This window comes from Myroides odoratimimus, from assembly GCF_001485415.1.
Taxonomy (GTDB): domain Bacteria; phylum Bacteroidota; class Bacteroidia; order Flavobacteriales; family Flavobacteriaceae; genus Flavobacterium; species Flavobacterium odoratimimum.
In genome coordinates, this window is record NZ_BCMQ01000001.1 from 14,609 (window position 1) to 33,865 (window position 19,257).

Here is a 19,257-nt window from a genome sequence, read left to right on the forward strand (position 1 = left end):
GTAATTGTATTTCAACTATTAATTTTTTTATCCTCTTCTAGGCTCATCTTTTTGTAAAAACCCATTTACTACAGATTGACAAAATGTCAAGACAACACTAAATAGTAATGCAGTCCAAAATCCACTTACCGTAAATCCATTGACAAAATAGGCTGCTAACTGTATGATAACTGCGTTAATTACAAGTAAGAACAATCCCATAGTAACAATAGTCGCAGGTAATGTCATAAACACTAAAATAGGTCTTAAAAACATATTTAATATCCCTAGCGCTACTGCCACCCATAGTCCAGTAGTAAAACTCTCTACAAAAACTCCTGGTAAAATATTTGCTAATAAAACAACTAAACCAGTAGTAATTAATAATCTAATGATAAATCCCATATTTAATTTTTTGTTTAAAATTAAAAAGAATTTTACTTATTACCAACCATTAATGTTGGCCCAGGGTATACAGCAGGATTAACTAATGGTATACTAGCCTTATAATGTTTATTAATAGATCTTAAAATCTCTGAAGCTATAAATGCATATCCTCTTCCATTTAAATGTACTCCATCTAATGAAAACATAACCGTATTTAAATTCCCCATTCCTTGGAAATAATTAGCTGTATAGATTTGACCATCTTCTACTCTAAGTCCAGAAACTGCTTTATTTAAGATATCATTCATATCAGCTACAGCTAATCCTTTACTAGTAGCTGTTGCTTTAATAATACTATTAAATTGAACTGTAGCTTCTTTGATATTTGCTTGTTCTGTAGGGTTAAGTACAAAAGAATCACTGATAGGGAAACTAACTCCTTTTTTCAGCATAGCATCCATTGTAGGATTTCCCGTTGATTGAGGTAATGAAGCTCCAATCTGTGCCTTACTTGTTAACAGCATTAAGTCTTTTGCAGTAGCATGTCTAGCTTGTCCATAAGACATCGCGATAAACTTGATTTGCTCAGGTGTTAATTTTACAGGAAACAAACCTGCCCCTACTACTTGTGTTACCCCTCCTTCTAATAAAGCAGACATATCTGCCAAAGTTTTATCTTGAATCAAAAGTGGGTTAGCTGAAGTTTTAGATATCAACTGAAGTCTATCCCCTTGACCTCCTTTTGCTAAAATTTGCTTTAATAATCCTATTAGACTATTTAGTTGATCTATATTCCCTTCACCGATAAGTTTAGGAGATAATGGATTATAAGGTACTGTAGTGAAAAATGGAATAGCGGTCACATCAGGAATAGTAGCTACTATACCTTTTGCACCTTCAGAAGTTAGTGTATTTGTAATTTGCTCGTATACTTGCTTAAACACTCCTGCATGAGTAATATCATTTGAACCATACATAGCAGGATTAGTTCCCCCTGCTTTATTTTGATCCACACCTTCTCCTCCTGAAGTAGCATATGCTAATACATCATTAGCTCCAATCCAGTTCGTAAAGAATGTCGGTTTTAGGCTCATCGCATCACCTAATACTGTCGCATTATCAGCTGTAGCCGTACGTACAAAGTATGGGTTAGCGGTAGCAGGAGTAGTTAATAACCCTGATGGATTACCATAACCAGGCGCTATTAAATGGAAAGTCTTAGCACCAGGTACACCAGCATTGTGATATGCTTTTTTCTGTTGCTTAGTTGCTTCTATAGTTACTGCTCTATCAATATTCTGAGGCCCTATAGCTTGTCCATCTGCTCCAGGCATCATATTAACAATCATTCTTGTTGGAAAGCCCGGATTCTCTTGCCCTGCAAATAATAAACCTCCGACATCATTCATATCATCTTCAAATAATGGTTGAGTAAACTCGCCACCACCTACTATTTTAAATTGGGTTGCTAATATATTTGGAAATGAGTTCTTCTGTCCTGATTTGAAAACAGTACCGTCCATAAATCCAGCAGTAAGAGAGTTTCCAACAGCTACATACGAACTAAAGTCAGCTTCTCCTGCATAATATGTTCCTCCATCTATTTCATCTTTGATAGAAGGCTCACATGATGCTAATAAAGCAATGGCAGGTAATAATAATAAATATCTTTTTTTCATGATTTCTTTTTAATTAAATTAAAAACTATAGCTCACACCAAGGCCTCCACTAATCACAGAAGACTTATAAGTTCCTCCAAAAGACACATTCTGACCATCTTCCATAAAATAATCATAAGAACTATTTGTATCACTAAAGTGTAAATAAGTCAATGACATATCGATTGCTATACCATTCTTAAACTTATAACTAAATCCTCCTGTATAAGCACGAGAATCATTACGTGGTGTTTCTGGAGCAAAGTATCCCTCTTGTACAGGACTTTCGTCATAATACCAACCAGCTCTAAGTGTTAACTGATCATTCATTGTATACTGTAATCCTAAACGATATGTACTTGAATCTTTATAGTTACGTGGATTTACAGATGTTCCAATTGTAGGGTTATCCACAAATTCTATCTCTAATGCTTTATAGGCATTCCAGAATGTTCTATTATAATCAAAAGCAAATAACCACTTATTCCAAGTATAAGACGCTCCTACTGCCAATTCTGCTGGCAAAGGCATTTCTGCTTTAATTTTACCGTTTTTAAACAATCCTTGACCATATCCTGGTACATCATAGAATTTTGACTTACCACTCTTTTCATCCATGACAATTTTAGAACGATAGTTTAATCCTAATCTTAGATGATCATCTACATTCACCATATATCCAGCTGTCCATCCCCAAGCAGTAACGTTCTTAGCTTCTACTGTTACATTCGTTCTATTCCCTTGCTCATCAGTCATGCTACGAGACAAGTTTTTATTAAATGTCACTCCACCATTTACGAAAATAGGTCCTCCACCAAAACTGAAGTGTTTACTAACTTTAATAGCTACCGTTGGTTGAAAATAGATTGCTTTTAAATCAATATTATTAACTAAGTGTGAACCTTGCCAATCTTTATCCCATTCCACTTTACTACCATATGGCGAATAGATAGCTAGACCAACTGTCATCCAATCAGTAGCCTTATAAGTACCGTATGCGTAGAATGGTGTTCCTGGATTACGAGTTTCATTCTCCCATCCATAAGTTTTATTCTGAAATTTAGTATCAGCGACTAAAACGCTAACACCTCCTGAAAAATTAAACTTATCTTCCAAATAAACAGATGCAGCAGGGTTAAAGAATAAAGATTCCGCACCACTACTTATGACTGCTACTCCCGTATGTCCCATTGCAAGTTGTTTATTTCCTTGCATTGCAACTCTATATCCTCCAGCAAAGGCTGAAGTCGATATCAAAGTAAGTAGAGACAGTGATAATATTTTTCTTATCATAATTAACTGTTATTTATAATTCGTTTATCTCAAATATATACAGTTCTATTAGTTTTACAAATATTTAAGCCTATTTTTAACATTCATATTTTTACTTTTTAATTATTATTAAAATATAACTCAAATAAACTCATTTTAATACAATACAATTAACAAATTAAAAGAATTATGCATGCATACATTAACAGCACATATATTTAAAAATCAACAACATCTTGCATTTTTATTAAACCACTGATTATCTAACAACAAAAACAGTCAATAAAAAAGAGATATACACTCGGTATATCTCTTTTTACAATATTTCTTAATCTACATAGACTAAAAACTTCTATATTCCACTATCCCATTACTAGGAACAAATGTTTTAAGAATAGAGGTATCTGTATTACTAAAAAAGTAATTAGTTCCTTTACTTTCTCGTGTTGTAAGTAAGTCTAATTCTTCAAGTATTTTTTTCGTTTGTTTAGCAACTGCTTTACCAGAATCTATAATCTTTATTTCTTTAGGAATAATAGTTTCTATAATAGGAATTAGATAAGGATAATGTGTACAACCTAAAACTAGAGTATCTATTCCTTTCTCTACCATTGGTTCTAAATAAGAACGAAGTAAATCCTTCATCTCTTGAGAATGAATTCCTCCATTTTCTATCAAATTAACTAGATTATAACCTATTTGCTCAATGATCTCTATATCAGGATACATCTTAACCTTAGAAGTAAAGAAGTCGCTTGTAATTGTTCCTTTAGTGGCCAATATACCTATTTTAGAAGTCTTCGTTAAGATAGTAGCTGGTTTTATAGCAGGCTCAATTCCTATAATAGGAATATGACATCTAGCTCTCATCTCGCTTATTGCATTGGTCGTTGCCGTATTACATGCTACTACTACAATCTTACAATTCAGAGAGACTAAATACTCAACATTTTTAAGAGATAAATCTATTATTTCTTGTTTTGTTTTGATTCCATAAGGAGCATAAAGCTGATCACCTATAAAGATGGTGTCTTCGTTTGGCATTAAGAGATTAATCTCTTGCCAGATAGTTGTTCCTCCTATTCCAGAGTCAAATAAACCTATAGGGTTGTTCTTAGTCATATACAAATATAAAAAAAACCACTCTTTAACAAGAGCGGTTTTGATTATGATTATCTAGTTAAACTAAAATTAATTAGCTCCTAATTCTTTTTTTACATCAGCTAAAAGGTCTGCACCTCCAGCTAATAAAACTCCAGAACCATTAGAAGAATCTAATACATAGTCAAATCCTTTAGATTTTCCTACTTTCTGAATAGCTGCCAAAGCTTTTTCTACGATAGGTTGAGTTAACTCTAATTCTTTCTTACCGTAATCTTGTTGAGCTGTTGTTTGGAATTGTTGAATTCTTTGTTGTAATTCATCGATTTCTTTAGCTCTTTCTTCATTTTTAGCATCTCCTGCAGTAGCAGCTTCTGCTTGGTATTGTTGAATCTTAGTTTGGTAAGTAGACATCATTGTAGAAATTTCTTTCTCGTATCCCTCACCTATTTTCTTTAATTCAGCATTAGCATTTTTCATCGCTGGTAATTCTGTCATTAAAGCTCTTACGTCGATATGTGCTACTTTAGATTGAGCCATTACCGCTGTAGTACTAACTCCGAAAAACATTGTAGCTGCAATTAATAAAGATTTCATTTTTCTCATCTTTCTCGATTTTTGATTTATATTTTATTGTTATTCTACTTTTTATTAGCTTCTTCAGCTTTCTTTCTCGCTTCTTCTTGCTTTTGCAAGATTAATAACTTTCGGTCCTCTTGTTCCTTTAAGATACGCTGTCTTCGCTCTTCTTGCTTACGTAGAGACTCATCTATTAACTCTTGTCTCCTTTTCAACGCCTCTTCCTGCTTACGCTTTTGCTCTGCTTCTCTTTTTTCTTGAGCTATTCTACGTTCTTCTTGTAATTTCTCGATATCCACAGAAGATTTTTTCGACTGTTGATCTAAAGCTTGTTGTTTTCTTCTCTCTAACTCCTCTTGTATCAGTCTATCTCTTTCTGCTTTACGTCTATCTGACTCAGCTTGTTGCTCCTCCATCATTTTTAGACGCTCTTGAGTTACCTGCTCTCTGTTCTTCTCATTTTGAAGACGTTTATCCTCTGCTTGCTGTTGACGCTCTTGAATCAACTTCTTCTGAGCTTCGATCTTATCCGCTTTTTCTTGTTTCAGCTTCTCTTGCTTCTCTATCTGCTGTTTGATTTGTTCCTCTTTTCTTCTCTTAAGTTCTTGCTCTTTCTGATAGTTAACATCGTTTGCTAGCTCTTCTTTTCTCTTCTTCTCTTCAATTCGCATGATACGTTCAGCTTCTTCTTTACGTCTCTGTTGCTCTTCACGTCTACTCTGCCTTAGAGACATTGCATCCTCTTTCTGTTCTTCTTCTTCGACAGCTTGTGCTTCTGATTTAGTCATACCTTGCTTTCTACGGGCAGTAGCTAGTCTACGTAAAACTAAGTCGCTAATATCGTGTTTTTTTGTAGCAATCACCATAGTAGCTTCAGAATTTTTATCTAAAACGTAATCAAATTTACGAGCTTCAGCAATATCTTCCACTACAGCAAAAACTTGATCTTGTATTGGCTTAGCCAACATGATTTTCTGTGTTATCAAATCACCTGACGTTCCAAATCTTTTTTGTTGATATTGAAAAAGTTCTTCCTCTAATATTGATATCTCTTCTTCTTTCTCTTCTATCAAATCTCTAGTTAGAAGAATTCGCTCAGCAGCTAAGTTATCTTTTAGCTTTTTGATTTCAGCCTTCTTTTTATCAACATCACCTTTCCACGTATTCGCTCTTTCATCTAACTGGGTAGTAGCCTGTAGATACTCAGGTGTCTGACTTAAGATATACTCCATATCAATGTAGGCTACACGAGCACTACCACCTTGAGCCACTACCGATACTAATCCAAAAATACTAAATAATAAAGTTAAATACGTTTTCATTCTAAATCAAGTTTTATGATGTAACTAGTACATTAAAACGATTGCCCAAGAATAAAGTGTGTTTGGAATCCACTCTTCTGAGTAGTACCTGGTACAGAATCGAATCCGTATCCAAAGTCAATACCTAACAATCCGAACATTGGCATGAACACACGAACACCAAAACCAGCAGAACGTTTTAATTCAAACGGACTATAGTCTTTAAACGATGCAAATGAGTTCCCTGCTTCTGCGAAAGTCAACACATAAACTGATGCACTTGGCTTTAATGTAATAGGGTAACGTAATTCTAACGAAAATTTATTATAAATAGTACCTCCGATTTGTTCTCCTCTATCATTATATGGAGTTAATGTCTGATTTTGGTATCCTCTTAACTGAATTACCTCACGACCATCTAATGAATAATTTGCTAGTCCGTCACCACCTACATAGAATCTTTCAAACGGAACTACTCCTCTATTATTGTTATAAGCTCCCATATATCCAAATTCTCCTAGTGCACGAACTACTAATTTATCATAGATAGTTGTATACCAATCTCCTTTGAATTTTAATTTATAGTATTCTAACCAATTAAATTTCTTTTGGTCTACTTTAGCCACATCTGCTGTAGCATCTTCCCAATTATTAACTGGTCTATAGCTAGAATCTAAATAAGTTCCTACAGGGATAGTCGCTCCAGTTACTGGATCTATCGCTCCTGCTTTTGCTCTTAATTTATATTCTTGTTGATCACCAAGATTTTTATAATCCACATTGTTAAACAACGAATATGGAGCAGTAAACTTACCACTAACACTAAAGAATGAACCAAACGTTGGGAAAATCGGGTCATTACCACGATTATCACGTCTTAATTCAATCTGATAAGCTAAGTTACGAGAGTCTCCATCTCCGAATGTAAATAATCCTGTATTATAATTTTTCATATTATAATATTGAAAACTCAAAGTATGAGATAATACAAAGTTATCATCTGGCACACTTAATTGTTTAGCAATACCAAATTGCAATGTTGTAATATCAAATCCTCTACTTCTATCTGTACGACGATTCACATAATCATAAAGATTCTGTGTACTATATGCTACTGTACCAAAGAAGTTAATAGGCTTACGTCCTCCGAACCATGGCTCAGAGAAACTTATACTATAGGTTTGATAGTAAGTACTTCCTTGTAGACGTAGTGATAAAGATTGTCCATCTCCCATTGGGAAAGGCTTATAAGACTTCTTATTAAATATATTTCTCAACGAGAAGTTATTAAATGATAGTCCTAATGTACCGATGAATCCTCCACCACCGTATCCTCCTTGTAACTCAACCTGGCTTGATCCTTTTTCAGTTACTTGCCAATCGATATCAACTGTTCCAGAGTTTGGATCAGCATTTTTCACATCTGGAATAATAGCTTGTGCATCAAAAATATTTAATCCTCCTAATCGTCGGATTGTTTCCATCACTAAAGATTTACTCCATATCTCCCCTGGACGAGTTCTTATATCTCTATGAACTACGTGGTCATGTGTATTATCATTACCAGAAACAGTAATATTATTAAACCTTGCGATAGGTCCTTCCACAATTCTTACCTCGAAATCGATTGTATCATTAGCTGTTCTAACCTCAACTGGGTTTACGTTAGAGAATAAATATCCATTATTCTGATACACATTTGATATATAATACCCATCAGGATCAGTCTTATCATCTATACGTTTATCCAGTAAGACTCCGTTATAAACATCTCCTTTTTCGATACCCAATACCTGTTTTAATTGGCTATTTGTATAAACAGTATTACCAATAAAACGAATATCACCGAAGTAATACTTATTCCCCTCAGTAACATCAATATTTATACTTATTCTATTGGTTTCAGGATTATAACTTGTTGTATCAGCAATTATACGAGCATCTCTATAACCATTCTCTTTATATTTACTAACAAGCTTATCTAAATCCTCTTCATATTTAGCTTTGATAAACTTAGAAGGTTTGAAAATGCGCAATGGATTGAAAGGACTACGTTGCTTAGTCTCCTTCATTGCTTTTTTCAATTTCTTATCACTTAATTGCGTATTACCACTAAAAGCTATCTCTTCTATACGAACTTTCTTCCCCTTATCTATTCCAACTAATAGTTCTACTGTTCGGCCTGTCGAGTCAGCTGGAATAGTATTTAACGTTACTTTTGTATTATAATAACCATCTTTCTTATACTTATTTAGTAAGAAATACTTAGTAGTAGACAGAAAGTTATCATTAACAATTTTACCCCTATTCAGTTTTGCTTCTTTGATAAGAGCTTCAGACTTTGCCTTTTTAAAACCTTTAATCTTTACACTTTTTAAACGAGGCAGCTCATTTAAAGTTAGTTCTAGATTAATAGTGTCATTTACAACAGATGTTTCGTAGAAGTTAATATCAGTAAATGAACCAACCTTCCATAACTTTGTAAGAGCATGCGAAAGCTCTTCTCCAGGCACAGCTATTTTTTGGCCTTTAGAAAGCCCTGTAAAAGTAACTATCGTTTGTGGGTTTAAGCTATATTTTCCTGTCACTGTTATATCTCCTAAGGTATAGATTTTAGGAGCTTCAAAAGAAGGGGCTTTTATACTGTCCTGTGCATGCACATGAGAGTATACTAGACCAGCAATAAACAGTGCAAAAAGAGATGTACCTTTTTGAAACATTAGATTCGTTTTTTATTTTATTTGTTCACTTGTTTTTCCAAACCTTCTTTCTCTATTCTGATAAGTAAGAAGGGCTTTATAAAGTTCCTCTTCCGTAAAGTCCGGCCAGAGTACCTCTGTAAAATAAAGCTCAGAATAAGCGATTTGCCATAACAAAAAGTTACTTATTCGTTGCTCTCCACTTGTTCTAACTAATAGGTCAACATCAGGTAGATCACTCGTGTAAAGATGATTATTTATAACTGATTCATCTATATCAGCCTCCGAAATTAAGTTATTTTTAACTTTAAATGAAATTTCTTTTACAGCTTTTATTAGTTCAGCTCTAGAACCATAGCTCAACGCTAATGTTAAAGTCATTTGAGTATTGTCTTTAGTCTGATCCAATACGTCTCTTAATTGAGCTTGTACTTTTTCTGGCAATAAAGATAAATCACCAATAGCATTAAGTTTAATATTATTTTTCGTAAAAGTAGGGAGTTCCTTTTTTAGTGACTTCACTAATAATTTCATTAACATATCTACTTCCAATTTGGGACGATTCCAATTCTCAGTAGAAAACGCATATAAAGTTAAATGCTTAATTCCTAACGTAACGCATGTGCTAATAGTAGTACGCACGGACTTAACACCATTCTCATGGCCTAGCGTTCTTAGAAATCCTTTTTGTTTTGCCCATCTACCGTTACCATCCATAATGATGGCTAAGTGATTAGGTAAGTTGTCTGTGTTAATCTGTTCTTTCAAATTCATTTAATCTGCACAATAACATGGGTTATTTCCAAAAGTATAACTTATCGATATACCTGAGTAAAAAAACCAATCATTTCCGTTTTTACCAAAACCATAAGACTTTTTATTTGCTTCTGTAGGACTACTTCCATCTAAATTATTAGTAAAAGTATAATGTGCAGCTACTTCAGCATTCAGATTTATCTTAGGCGTAAGTCTTAATTTTAACCCACCCGCAAAAGGTATAGTCATTGAATTTTTCTTACCTCCTTTTACTAAATCTACACTTGTCGACTCAAATCCTTCTACAGGTGTACTTGGTCTAAAGTAAATATCGTTATATCTTATACCTGATACGCCAACAAAAAGGTAAGGTGTAAAACCAAAATTCTCTTGGTGTAAATCGAACTCAAAAAAATTAAATTCAATACCTACCGATAATTGTTGAACAGTATTAGTAAAACTATATCCTCTTTCTTTTCGACTTCCCATATCAGATTTAGCATCATCACCCCCTATTTTATGATGTGAATAACTAATTCTAAAAGAATGTCGAGGGCTTCTATTCCAACGATAAAACACATTGTACCCCATATCCTTTGGTGCTATATATTGAGTAGAACCAATATCTCCTACATAATTAGAACCACCAAGCCCTACACCGAATTCGTGAATCTGAGCTTTAGCTATAACTGTTGTAAGTAGCAGTAATAGAGATATAAGAATTTTATTCATTCTGTTAAAATAATTTACAAATATAGTAATATAGACCTTTCAAAATCTATTTTTTTCTCACGGATTGCCCAAATGAGGTTAAGCTATTTTGTTCTAAACGTAGAAAACCCTTAAAAAGTATATAGTTCGTTGACTTTTTTAATTTCTCTTATCCTCTCCCCACAGTAATTTATTTCTCAATGTCTTAATAAAACTTTGAGTAGGGAACTCTACTAAATCTACTGTAAAAGGAGCTTTAGTGATAATTAACTCAGTATCATTATCCACTGCCTTTGTTGTTGTATCTAATGACACTAAGAACTGCTTCTCTCTTGAACTAACTTTTAACTTAATTGTCAAATTATCTCGAATAACCAACGGTCTCACATTTAAATTATGCGGTGCCAACGGAGTTAACACAAAACATCCCGTCTCAGGTTCTATTATCGGCCCTCCACAGCTTAATGAATAACCAGTAGACCCTGAAGGTGTAGATATAATCAATCCATCTGCCCAATAAGTAGCTAAAAACTCATCATCTAAATAAGTTTCTACTGTAATCATAGAGGTTGTATTCTTTCTTGATACAGTCACCTCGTTTAAAGCATACTGAATATCAAAAGCATTATTTTCTTCAGGTAAACAATTTAAGCTCAACAAGGATCTCTTTGATCTCTTAAACTTATTTTCAAACAACAAAGGAATATGCTCCTCTAAATTATCGTGTTGTACATTAGCTAAAAATCCTAATCTACCTGCATTAATTCCCACAATTGGGATATCCGTATTTTTAATAAAATTAGCGGCGCGTAGCATTGTCCCATCACCTCCCACGCTAATAAAAAAATCCACTTCACTAGTCAATGGATTATTCGTTCCAAACGTTTGGTATTCTTTATCAAGAATATCTTGTTCATTCAATAGACTGTAAAACTTTTCTTCAAATACGACCTCTGTGTTTTCGTATTTTTGAAATAAGTTAAATAACCTACGTACTATATTTTGTACTATAGGTTTGGCAGTCTGTCCATAAATCGCAAACTTCATATTATATGTTTAGATATTTATTAAGGTATTCTGTTCTTTCCTTTAGATCATTAATATGCGTATCTTCAGAAAGTGTACTGACTATCTCATAACCATAACGTCTTAAGTCATCTAAAATAACCTTTGTATTGACACTATTAGTTTTAACTAATAGTTGAGTATTATGATTATTGTTAGACAATAGTAATAGACCTATCATTTTAGCATTGTTACCTTCTACTATTTGTGTTATTTCTGAGAAACTGTAATCTAAATGTCCTTTTTCAATGACAAAAGTAGTACCCTTTTCATCAAAAAACATTGTTTTACTCCATTCATTTAACAAATATTCTTTAGAATATATTCCTTTTACTTTACCTTCTTCGTCTAATAGCGGAATAGTATTCGTATCACACTGACTAAACAAATCAAAAAAATCAAAAGGATTCAAATTCGAAGACTCTAAAAGGTAGAACTTATCTAAATCATACATAACATCCTGAATAGTGCTATCGATATCAGCTGTATAAATATCTTCTGTATTGATATTGCCAATCCAGATTTCATCTTTATTCACCACAGGAAGATGAGAATAATTACTTTTTTCTAGATAAGGAAGTACATCTTTAATAAGCGTATTCAATTTACAGATAGGATAATCTGTGAGTAGAAAGAAGTCAGGAGATAACATAATTCAAGGTTATTATTTAGAAGTGCAAAATAATCAAAAATAAAACAATAGACGTTAATTATAGTTTGTATTTTTGTCTTTAAAACTTTATTTTATGACTAAGCTATCTGTTAATATCAACAAAATTGCTACTCTAAGAAACTCAAGAGGAGGAGATGTTCCTAATTTATTGCAAGTAGCCAAAGATGTACAAAAATTCGGAGCTCAAGGAGTAACTATACACCCTAGACCTGACGAAAGACATATTCGTTATCAAGATGCACGTGATTTAGTAGACGTAGTCTACACTGAATATAATATAGAAGGTAATCCTATGGATAACTTCTTAAACTTAGTATATGAGTGCAAACCTACCCAAGTAACATTAGTTCCCGATGCTGTAGATGCACTTACTTCTAATGCTGGATGGGATACCATTAAACACAAAGCATTCTTACAAGAAGTAATTCAAGAGTGTAAATCACGTAATATTCGTACTTCTATTTTCATAGATCCAGTATTAGAAATGGTAGAAGGTGCTAAAGTTGTAGGTGCTGACCGCATTGAGTTATATACTGAAAACTTTGCTGCTGAATATGCAAAAGGAAATGAAAACGCTATCATACCTTATACTCAAGCTGCTGAATTAGCAAACCAACTTGGATTAGGAATTAATGCAGGACACGATTTAAGTCTTGACAACATTGAATTCTTTAAAAACAATATTCCTAACCTACTAGAGGTTTCTATAGGTCATGCCTTAATATCTGAATCTCTTTACCTAGGATTAGAAAATGTAGTAAATATGTACATCAGAAAATTACAATAATGGCAGATATATTATACTCTAAAATAGAAGGCGAAGGTATCCCTTTAATTGTTATGCATGGATATATGGGAATGTCTGACAACTGGAATACTTTTGGTAAACAAATGGCAGAAGTAGGTTACGAAGTACACCTATTAGATCTTAGAAATCACGGTCGCAGTTTTCATTCTGACGATTGGTCTTATGATTTTATGGTAGAGGACATCGTTCGTTATATGGATTATCACGCTATATGTGATGCTATCATATTAGGACACTCTATGGGAGGAAAAGTAGCGATGAAGTTAGCCACTCGTTACCCAGCTAAAGTAGAAAAACTAATTGTAGCAGATATTTCACCGCGCAGCTACGCCCCACATCATCAGGATATATTAGCAGCGCTTAACGCTGTTGACTTCTCTACTAAACCAAGTCGAAAAGAAGTAGAAGAAACCATCGCTTCTCATATTCCCGAAATCGGTACACGACTTTTCTTATTAAAAAGTTTATACTGGGTAGAACCAGGACAACTAGGTTTCAGATTCAATCTGAATGCTTTTAATCAAAATGAAGATGTCGTAGGTGAAGGTGTAGAAGAAGGTGCTGAATACACAGGAGACACGTTATTCATTAGAGGGGGAAACTCTAAGTACATTCAAGAAAAGGATGAAGTACTTATCCAAGAACACTTCCCTAATGCAATCATCAAAACGATTCCAAATACAGGACATTGGTTACATGCAGAGAACCCTCAAATGTTCTTCGATATCGTTAAAGAGTTTCTAGGATAGACAAAAAAATATCACTTATAATAAAGGTCTAATACTTCGTCAGTATTAGACCTTTATTTATATGTAAAATGTAGTTCTCATTCGCCTTGTTCTCATTCGCCTTGTTCTCGTTACCGCGACTTTATGTATATTACCTACAACTTGTATATAATTGTACAAATTCTTAATTCTTAATTAATCATTTGTACCAACTAGAATACATCACATAATTATCTGCTATACGCTCTACCTCACCCCCAAAGTCTGACGCACTTATATCTTTTACCTTTTTAGCAGGCATACCAGCATATATAGAACCTGCCTCTACTACCGTATTCTGAGTGACAACAGCGCCAGCAGCAATTATTGTATTGCTGTGTACAACACAATTATCCATTACAATAGCTCCCATACCAATTAATACATTATCATGTATTGTACATCCATGCACCATAGCATTATGCCCTATAGAAACATTATTACCGATCACAGTCGGATGCTTTAAGTAGGTACAATGGACAATAGCCCCATCTTGTATATTCACCTTATCGCCTATCGTAATAGAATTCACATCACCGCGAATGACAGCATTGAACCATACACTACACTTCTCTCCGAATGTAACATCACCTACTATAGTGGCATTCTCTGCCACATAGCAGTCCTCAGGTATTTGAGGATATTTTCCTCTTATTTCTTTTATAATCATAATATATAGCAATAAAAAATCCCGATAAATATCGGGATTTTTTTATTATTTAATCTTTTGCAGTTGGACAATTACACTCTAAACTTGTACGTTTAGGAAATATATTAAACCCTACTGTAAACTGATGGAAAGCACCATCACCGAAAGTAAGATCTCCCATTAGTTTAGTATAAGAGTATGCAAAACTAACATTCTTATAGTTTCCTCCTAGCATTGGAGAGATATACTGATAACGTTGTGTTTTAGACTTCCCATTCTCGAAATAATCTGTTCCATTAAAGTTAGATCTAAAAGACGCTCCAGCCCAAATCTTACCAAAATCAAACTGTCTATAAACCTTCATATTAACATCTAGTGCAAAATCCTCACGCTCTTCAGTATACTGAGCTAATATAGATGGCTCATAGATCCAACCTGTTCCATATCTCGTATTTCCAAATGCATACCCTGCACCTAAAATATATTTTCTAAAGTTATTGCTCTCTGTATCCGAGTATAATTTACTAGAACTCGTTACCGCATTCTTCACTGTAAACATAGAGAAGAAATTCTGATAGTGATAAGCTGCACCAAAATCAACTGAGAAATAAGAATCTTTTAATTCTAGTCCTCCTGCTACATTAGGATCAAATCCTCCAAACTCACTCTCATCTAACTTCGTCTGAGCAAAACCTGCACTCAATCCAAATGACAATTGGTTTAAGTCATAACGTGACTCACTAAAGGTAATATGGTGAGCATACGTCGCTTTAAAACCAGTCTGTGAGTGATAACCATTCTTATCATTGAATCCGATAATTCCGATAGCTGATTGATCGGTTAGACGAGTACTGGCATTCATTGTCATAAGACGAGGAGCATCATCTACACCACTCCACTGTTGTCTTACAGTCAATCTAACATTCGTACTATTCTTAATACCTGCCATAGCAGGATGTAAAAGATAATAGTTATCTGCTAAATATTCAGAATTTACCGTTAGTCCTTCTTGTGCAAAACCAATTTGAGAAATCAATAATGCTATAGCTAAATAGCGCTTCTTTATTATATTCATAACTTAATTATCTTTTTAAAGAAAAGTGTCCTTTATAACTTACCTTACGTCCATTCATATCATTCGGAGCTTTAAAATCATTTACAAACTCCACAGTGAACCAATAATCTGTAGACGGCATCGGTTTTCCATTCCATGTTCCATCCCATCCCTCTGTATGTGGGCTTAACTGTTTTAATAATCTACCTGAACGATCATAGATATAAATACGAGCCTCATTGTGTCCTTTTAGACCTGGTATATTCCATGTATCATTATATCCATCTCCATTAGGAGTAAAATACTTAGGATAACCAAACACTGAGAATTTAACTGATGTAGAACATCCTGTTACTCTATTTCTTGCATAAGCAATATGTTCTCCTATTGGTATATTATAAAACTGACTTGAAGGTTGGAATGCACTATTATCAATAGCAAAATCATAACCATCTGTAATAGGACTTGTTCCTCCATCTAATACACCTAAGCGCACCATCGTCTCTCCTTTTTCATCAATCTCCATACTGTTCAGCATTCCTGTTGCATCTACTCCTTCCACTACCGCTACTGGTGGTGCTTTTACTGTCCATACTATCGTCTCTGTTGAACAAGACTGTACTCCAGGATAAGGAGAAGTAGCATAGCTTGCTATTGCTCTATAATTACCAGATTTATCTATCTTAATCGAAGTCTGGTTCCCACTTCCAGGTACTGTATTATACACTATCCACCCATTCTCTCGACTTACTTCATATTGCCATGTTATAACAATAGGTCTACCTTTTACATCCTTATTCTCCACACTTAATACGACAGGAGCTATTTCATTCGTCTCTGTATTAATACAAAGTTGTTGAGTGCTTTCTTTAGGGAAATAATCTATAGCTAATTCTACCCCAAGAGAAACTTTAAAAGAAGAGTAATTATCCGCCTTACAATCGAAACCTTCCGTCATGATCACTCTAGTATAAATCGGTCCTTTTACTTCTCCCATCTTAATAGGGTAAGCCGTTACTTTACTCTCAGGCATACGGTTTACATCAGCTTCTGCATCCTTTTCATTTTCATAATATACAGTTGTTATTTTATCTGTAGGATTTAAGTTTGGTGTATTTGTAATAGAAGTTTTCCCCATTACAGTCCCCTCATATCTTCTTAAATTCACAGTAGATTCTCCTGTATTATTTTCTACTTGACAGTAATGAAAAACTTGAGTTGACACTTCTGCTGTCTTTAAATTATCATATCCTAAAGAAGCGTAGAAAAAAGCAGTATTGAAATTCTTATCTTCTAAATTCGTTAAACGAGCCCATATCTTGCGAGTCTCATTTAACTTCACTGTTATCTCTACTCCTACTATTTTATTTGTATTCGCGATTGCGTCTTCCTCTGAATTAAAATATCCTATAGAATATTTTCCCTTAGGATCAAATCCTTCTGCTGCTTGTTCTTCATCTGTAGCTATGGTACGCCCATCAGCTATTACTTTTGTTTGACCATCTATAGTCAAACTGTATGAAGCAATCTTACTATCACAATAAGAAACATTCTGAAGAGGAGGAATAATTGGTTTATCTATTACTTTAAACACTACTTTCTGACTTGTTGATACAAGAGGATTAGCTGATTTAGCCAACTTATAAGAAATGCGTGCAGTAGCATCTGTCCCATGCGCTCCCTCATAAGGTTTAGAGATATCTATTGGATTCTCATTTCTCTGAGCATCATAAGCAGTCTTGTGAAAAGTAATCGTATAATAGTCTGGATTTTCACCAGTGCCTAATAAAGCAGGTATTGTCTTTTTCAAGTCGTAATTACCATATCTATTTGTATCGTCTTTTCTTGTCTCTACAGATTCTAATACTGGGTTAACGCCACTCACTTTTAACTTCTCTACAAAAAGCGTGAACTGACGTGTAGCAGTCTCTCCATCAAGAACGATCTTCGCTTCAATTAATTGGTTCTTATTTGTAGTAAACTTATTAATCTCAGCATCTGTTAGCTTAGTTTTACTAGTACCATCTACTTTGAAAAGCTCTGTATTAGAATTTCCGTAGTACAACTGGTTTTTATCCTCTAACAAAACAAATGTAGCATTACCTTCTTTATCAGCATTTTGATACTGATCAGGACGTCCTGTAACTCTATCATTTAATGTAGCTCCTTCTTCTGGCTTCACTTTAATTAAAAATGGGCTAACCGTTACTTTTGTAGCATCTACTACAGATTGCACTCTAAGAAACCTAGTCAATGGTGCTGTAGTAGGATTAAACTTATCCTCATAAAGAATTTCGCTTATTATTTTATTCGTATTGCGATTAGCTTCATCTTGAGTATTGTGAAAACTATAGATATATCCTTCAGGAACAATAGCATTTCCCTCAGCATCTACAACTAATCCAGTTGTTTTGTTTTTTATTGCCTCACCTAAGAATACTCTAAAATTCCCTGATGTGCTATTCTTTGGAAGAGCCTGTTCTATATCATGAGGTTTCCCAACTTTCACCTCAGGTTTTGGCTCATCTTGGTCATTATATACCTCAACTATCTCTCTATTACCTAGATATTCAAAAGGGTTTATACCTCCAGCTACAGCTCCTACTGACAGAACTCCTGAAAGTACAAATAATGAAAGCCACATTCTTTTGCCCATTTTATCGCTATATTAAATTGTTAGTGCTTACTAATGTTAATTAATTGTTTAAAAATCTTATCTTCGTGACGCTTAGCATTTTTCTTTGCTAATTTTGAAAAAAACTAAATTAACATGTCAAAAATACAAATTCAAAATACGTCAAACCCAACAATTATAAAATTTGTTTTACCAGATTTTATAGCTAAGGGAGAAAACCACGAGTTCAAAAATATTGATGAGACTGCAGAATCACCTTTAGCGAAGGAATTATTCTATCTTCCTTTTGTTAAAACGGTTTATATCTCAAATAATTTTATCGCCATCGAAAAATTTTCAATTGTCGAGTGGGATGATGTAAAAGAAACCGTTGCAGATCAGATAGAACTATTCTTGGCTAAAGGTAAGAAAATCTTAATAGATTCTAAAAAAGAAATAAAAAAGCAACCAATTACTATTTACGCTGAATCAACACCAAATCCTTCAGTAATTAAATTCGTTGCCAATAAATTATTAACAAAAAAAGGTGTAGAGTTTAAAAATATAGATGAAGCTAGTGCTTCTCCTCTTGCTAAAGAGCTTTTTAAACAATCTTTCGTTAAAGAAGTATTCATTGATGAGAACTATGTTTCTATTTCTAAATATGACTCTTTCGAATGGGATCAATTAGTACAGGTTACTCGTGCCTTTATCAAAGAGTTCTTAGAAAATGGTAATCTAGCAGTAGACGAATCGCTTATTCATGATGTTAAAGCAATTGAGGCGGCAGCTGACGAACACTTTGACTCTTTAGATGAAAAGTCTCAACGCATCATTAATATCCTTGAAGAAAACGTAAAACCTGCTGTACAAGCTGATGGTGGTAATATCGCTTTCCAAAAATATGACCAGGAGTCTAATATTGTACATGTACTTTTACAAGGAGCATGTAGCGGATGTCCTTCTTCTACATTCACTTTAAAGAATGGTATAGAAGGAATGCTAAGACATATGCTTAACGATGAGAAAATCATTGTAGAAGCTTATAACGGATAGTAAACAACTAGATATAAAGAAAAAGGTAGCATTATAAATGCTACCTTTTTTTGTGCTTTATTATCTAAGTAGAAGGTAGAAAATCAGAAATCTACTTCATTACACTCCTAAATATCATAAAAACAAAA

Annotated in this window: 17 protein-coding genes; 3 read left to right on the top strand and 14 right to left on the bottom strand. The window is 33.9% G+C overall.

The features are described from left to right. Positions 1-27: 27 nt before the first annotated feature. From MODO_RS00075 to MODO_RS00125, 11 genes are all read right to left on the bottom strand, one after another. On the bottom strand, positions 28-384 hold the full coding sequence (locus tag MODO_RS00075; RefSeq protein WP_006257317.1) for a phage holin family protein: 357 nt from the start codon (positions 382-384) through the stop codon (positions 28-30). A 32-nt stretch (positions 385-416) separates the two neighbouring features. Continuing rightward, positions 417-2,045: a hypothetical protein gene (locus tag MODO_RS00080; protein ID WP_006257318.1), complete on the bottom strand. Its 1,629-nt coding sequence runs from the start codon at positions 2,043-2,045 to the stop codon at positions 417-419. An 18-nt stretch (positions 2,046-2,063) separates the two neighbouring features. After that, positions 2,064-3,317: an OmpP1/FadL family transporter gene (locus MODO_RS00085; RefSeq protein ID WP_006257319.1), complete on the bottom strand. Its 1,254-nt coding sequence runs from the start codon at positions 3,315-3,317 to the stop codon at positions 2,064-2,066. A gap of 321 nt (positions 3,318-3,638) precedes the next feature. Then, positions 3,639-4,418 (bottom strand): glutamate racemase, encoded by a 780-nt coding sequence (gene murI, locus MODO_RS00090; RefSeq protein WP_006257320.1) that lies wholly within the window; start codon positions 4,416-4,418, stop codon positions 3,639-3,641. Between the two features lie 69 nt (positions 4,419-4,487). After that, entirely contained in the window at positions 4,488-5,003 is a 516-nt protein-coding gene (locus MODO_RS00095; RefSeq protein ID WP_006257321.1) for an OmpH/Skp family outer membrane protein, read from the bottom strand. A 35-nt stretch (positions 5,004-5,038) separates the two neighbouring features. Continuing rightward, a complete protein-coding gene (locus tag MODO_RS00100; RefSeq protein ID WP_006257322.1) occupies positions 5,039-6,298 on the bottom strand; it encodes an OmpH family outer membrane protein in 1,260 nt (419 codons plus the stop codon). A 32-nt stretch (positions 6,299-6,330) separates the two neighbouring features. Then, complete coding sequence (locus MODO_RS00105; RefSeq protein ID WP_006257323.1) at positions 6,331-8,997, bottom strand: BamA/OMP85 family outer membrane protein; 2,667 nt, start codon at positions 8,995-8,997, stop codon at positions 6,331-6,333. 12 nt (positions 8,998-9,009) lie between these two features. After that, positions 9,010-9,750: an undecaprenyl pyrophosphate synthase gene (uppS, locus tag MODO_RS00110; RefSeq protein ID WP_006257324.1), complete on the bottom strand. Its 741-nt coding sequence runs from the start codon at positions 9,748-9,750 to the stop codon at positions 9,010-9,012. Then, complete coding sequence (gene porG / locus MODO_RS00115; protein ID WP_006257325.1) at positions 9,751-10,464, bottom strand: type IX secretion system protein PorG; 714 nt, start codon at positions 10,462-10,464, stop codon at positions 9,751-9,753. Between the two features lie 138 nt (positions 10,465-10,602). After that, on the bottom strand, positions 10,603-11,490 hold the full coding sequence (locus tag MODO_RS00120; RefSeq protein ID WP_006257327.1) for an NAD kinase: 888 nt from the start codon (positions 11,488-11,490) through the stop codon (positions 10,603-10,605). A 1-nt stretch (position 11,491) separates the two neighbouring features. Continuing rightward, positions 11,492-12,160, bottom strand: coding sequence for a CBS domain-containing protein (locus MODO_RS00125; RefSeq protein ID WP_006257329.1), 669 nt, complete (start codon positions 12,158-12,160; stop codon positions 11,492-11,494). A gap of 94 nt (positions 12,161-12,254) precedes the next feature. Here MODO_RS00125 and MODO_RS00130 point away from each other — a divergent pair, with 94 nt between their 5' ends. Both MODO_RS00130 and MODO_RS00135 read left to right on the top strand, forming a co-directional pair. After that, the gene (locus MODO_RS00130) at positions 12,255-12,968 is read left to right on the top strand and encodes a pyridoxine 5'-phosphate synthase (protein WP_006257330.1); all 714 of its coding nucleotides are present in this window, start codon (positions 12,255-12,257) and stop codon (positions 12,966-12,968) included. Beyond that, positions 12,968-13,738 (top strand): alpha/beta fold hydrolase, encoded by a 771-nt coding sequence (locus MODO_RS00135; RefSeq protein ID WP_006257331.1) that lies wholly within the window; start codon positions 12,968-12,970, stop codon positions 13,736-13,738. Before MODO_RS00130 ends, MODO_RS00135 begins: the two co-directional genes overlap by 1 nt. Positions 13,739-13,916: 178 nt before the next feature. Here the strand turns inward: MODO_RS00135 and MODO_RS00140 are convergent, their stop codons facing one another. From MODO_RS00140 to MODO_RS00150, 3 genes are read right to left on the bottom strand one after another with little or no spacing between them, the layout of a single operon-like run. Next, the gene (locus MODO_RS00140; protein ID WP_006257332.1) at positions 13,917-14,426 is read right to left on the bottom strand and encodes a gamma carbonic anhydrase family protein; all 510 of its coding nucleotides are present in this window, start codon (positions 14,424-14,426) and stop codon (positions 13,917-13,919) included. 49 nt (positions 14,427-14,475) lie between these two features. Then, on the bottom strand, positions 14,476-15,480 hold the full coding sequence (locus MODO_RS00145) for a PorP/SprF family type IX secretion system membrane protein (protein ID WP_006257333.1): 1,005 nt from the start codon (positions 15,478-15,480) through the stop codon (positions 14,476-14,478). A 7-nt stretch (positions 15,481-15,487) separates the two neighbouring features. Beyond that, positions 15,488-18,103, bottom strand: a complete 2,616-nt coding sequence (locus MODO_RS00150) for a T9SS type B sorting domain-containing protein (protein WP_006257334.1) — start codon at positions 18,101-18,103, stop codon at positions 15,488-15,490. A gap of 126 nt (positions 18,104-18,229) precedes the next feature. On the opposite strand from MODO_RS00150, the gene MODO_RS00155 reads away from it, so the two are divergent. Next, positions 18,230-19,129, top strand: a complete 900-nt coding sequence (locus MODO_RS00155) for a NifU family protein (protein ID WP_006257335.1) — start codon at positions 18,230-18,232, stop codon at positions 19,127-19,129. The last annotated feature ends 128 nt before the right edge of the window (positions 19,130-19,257 follow it).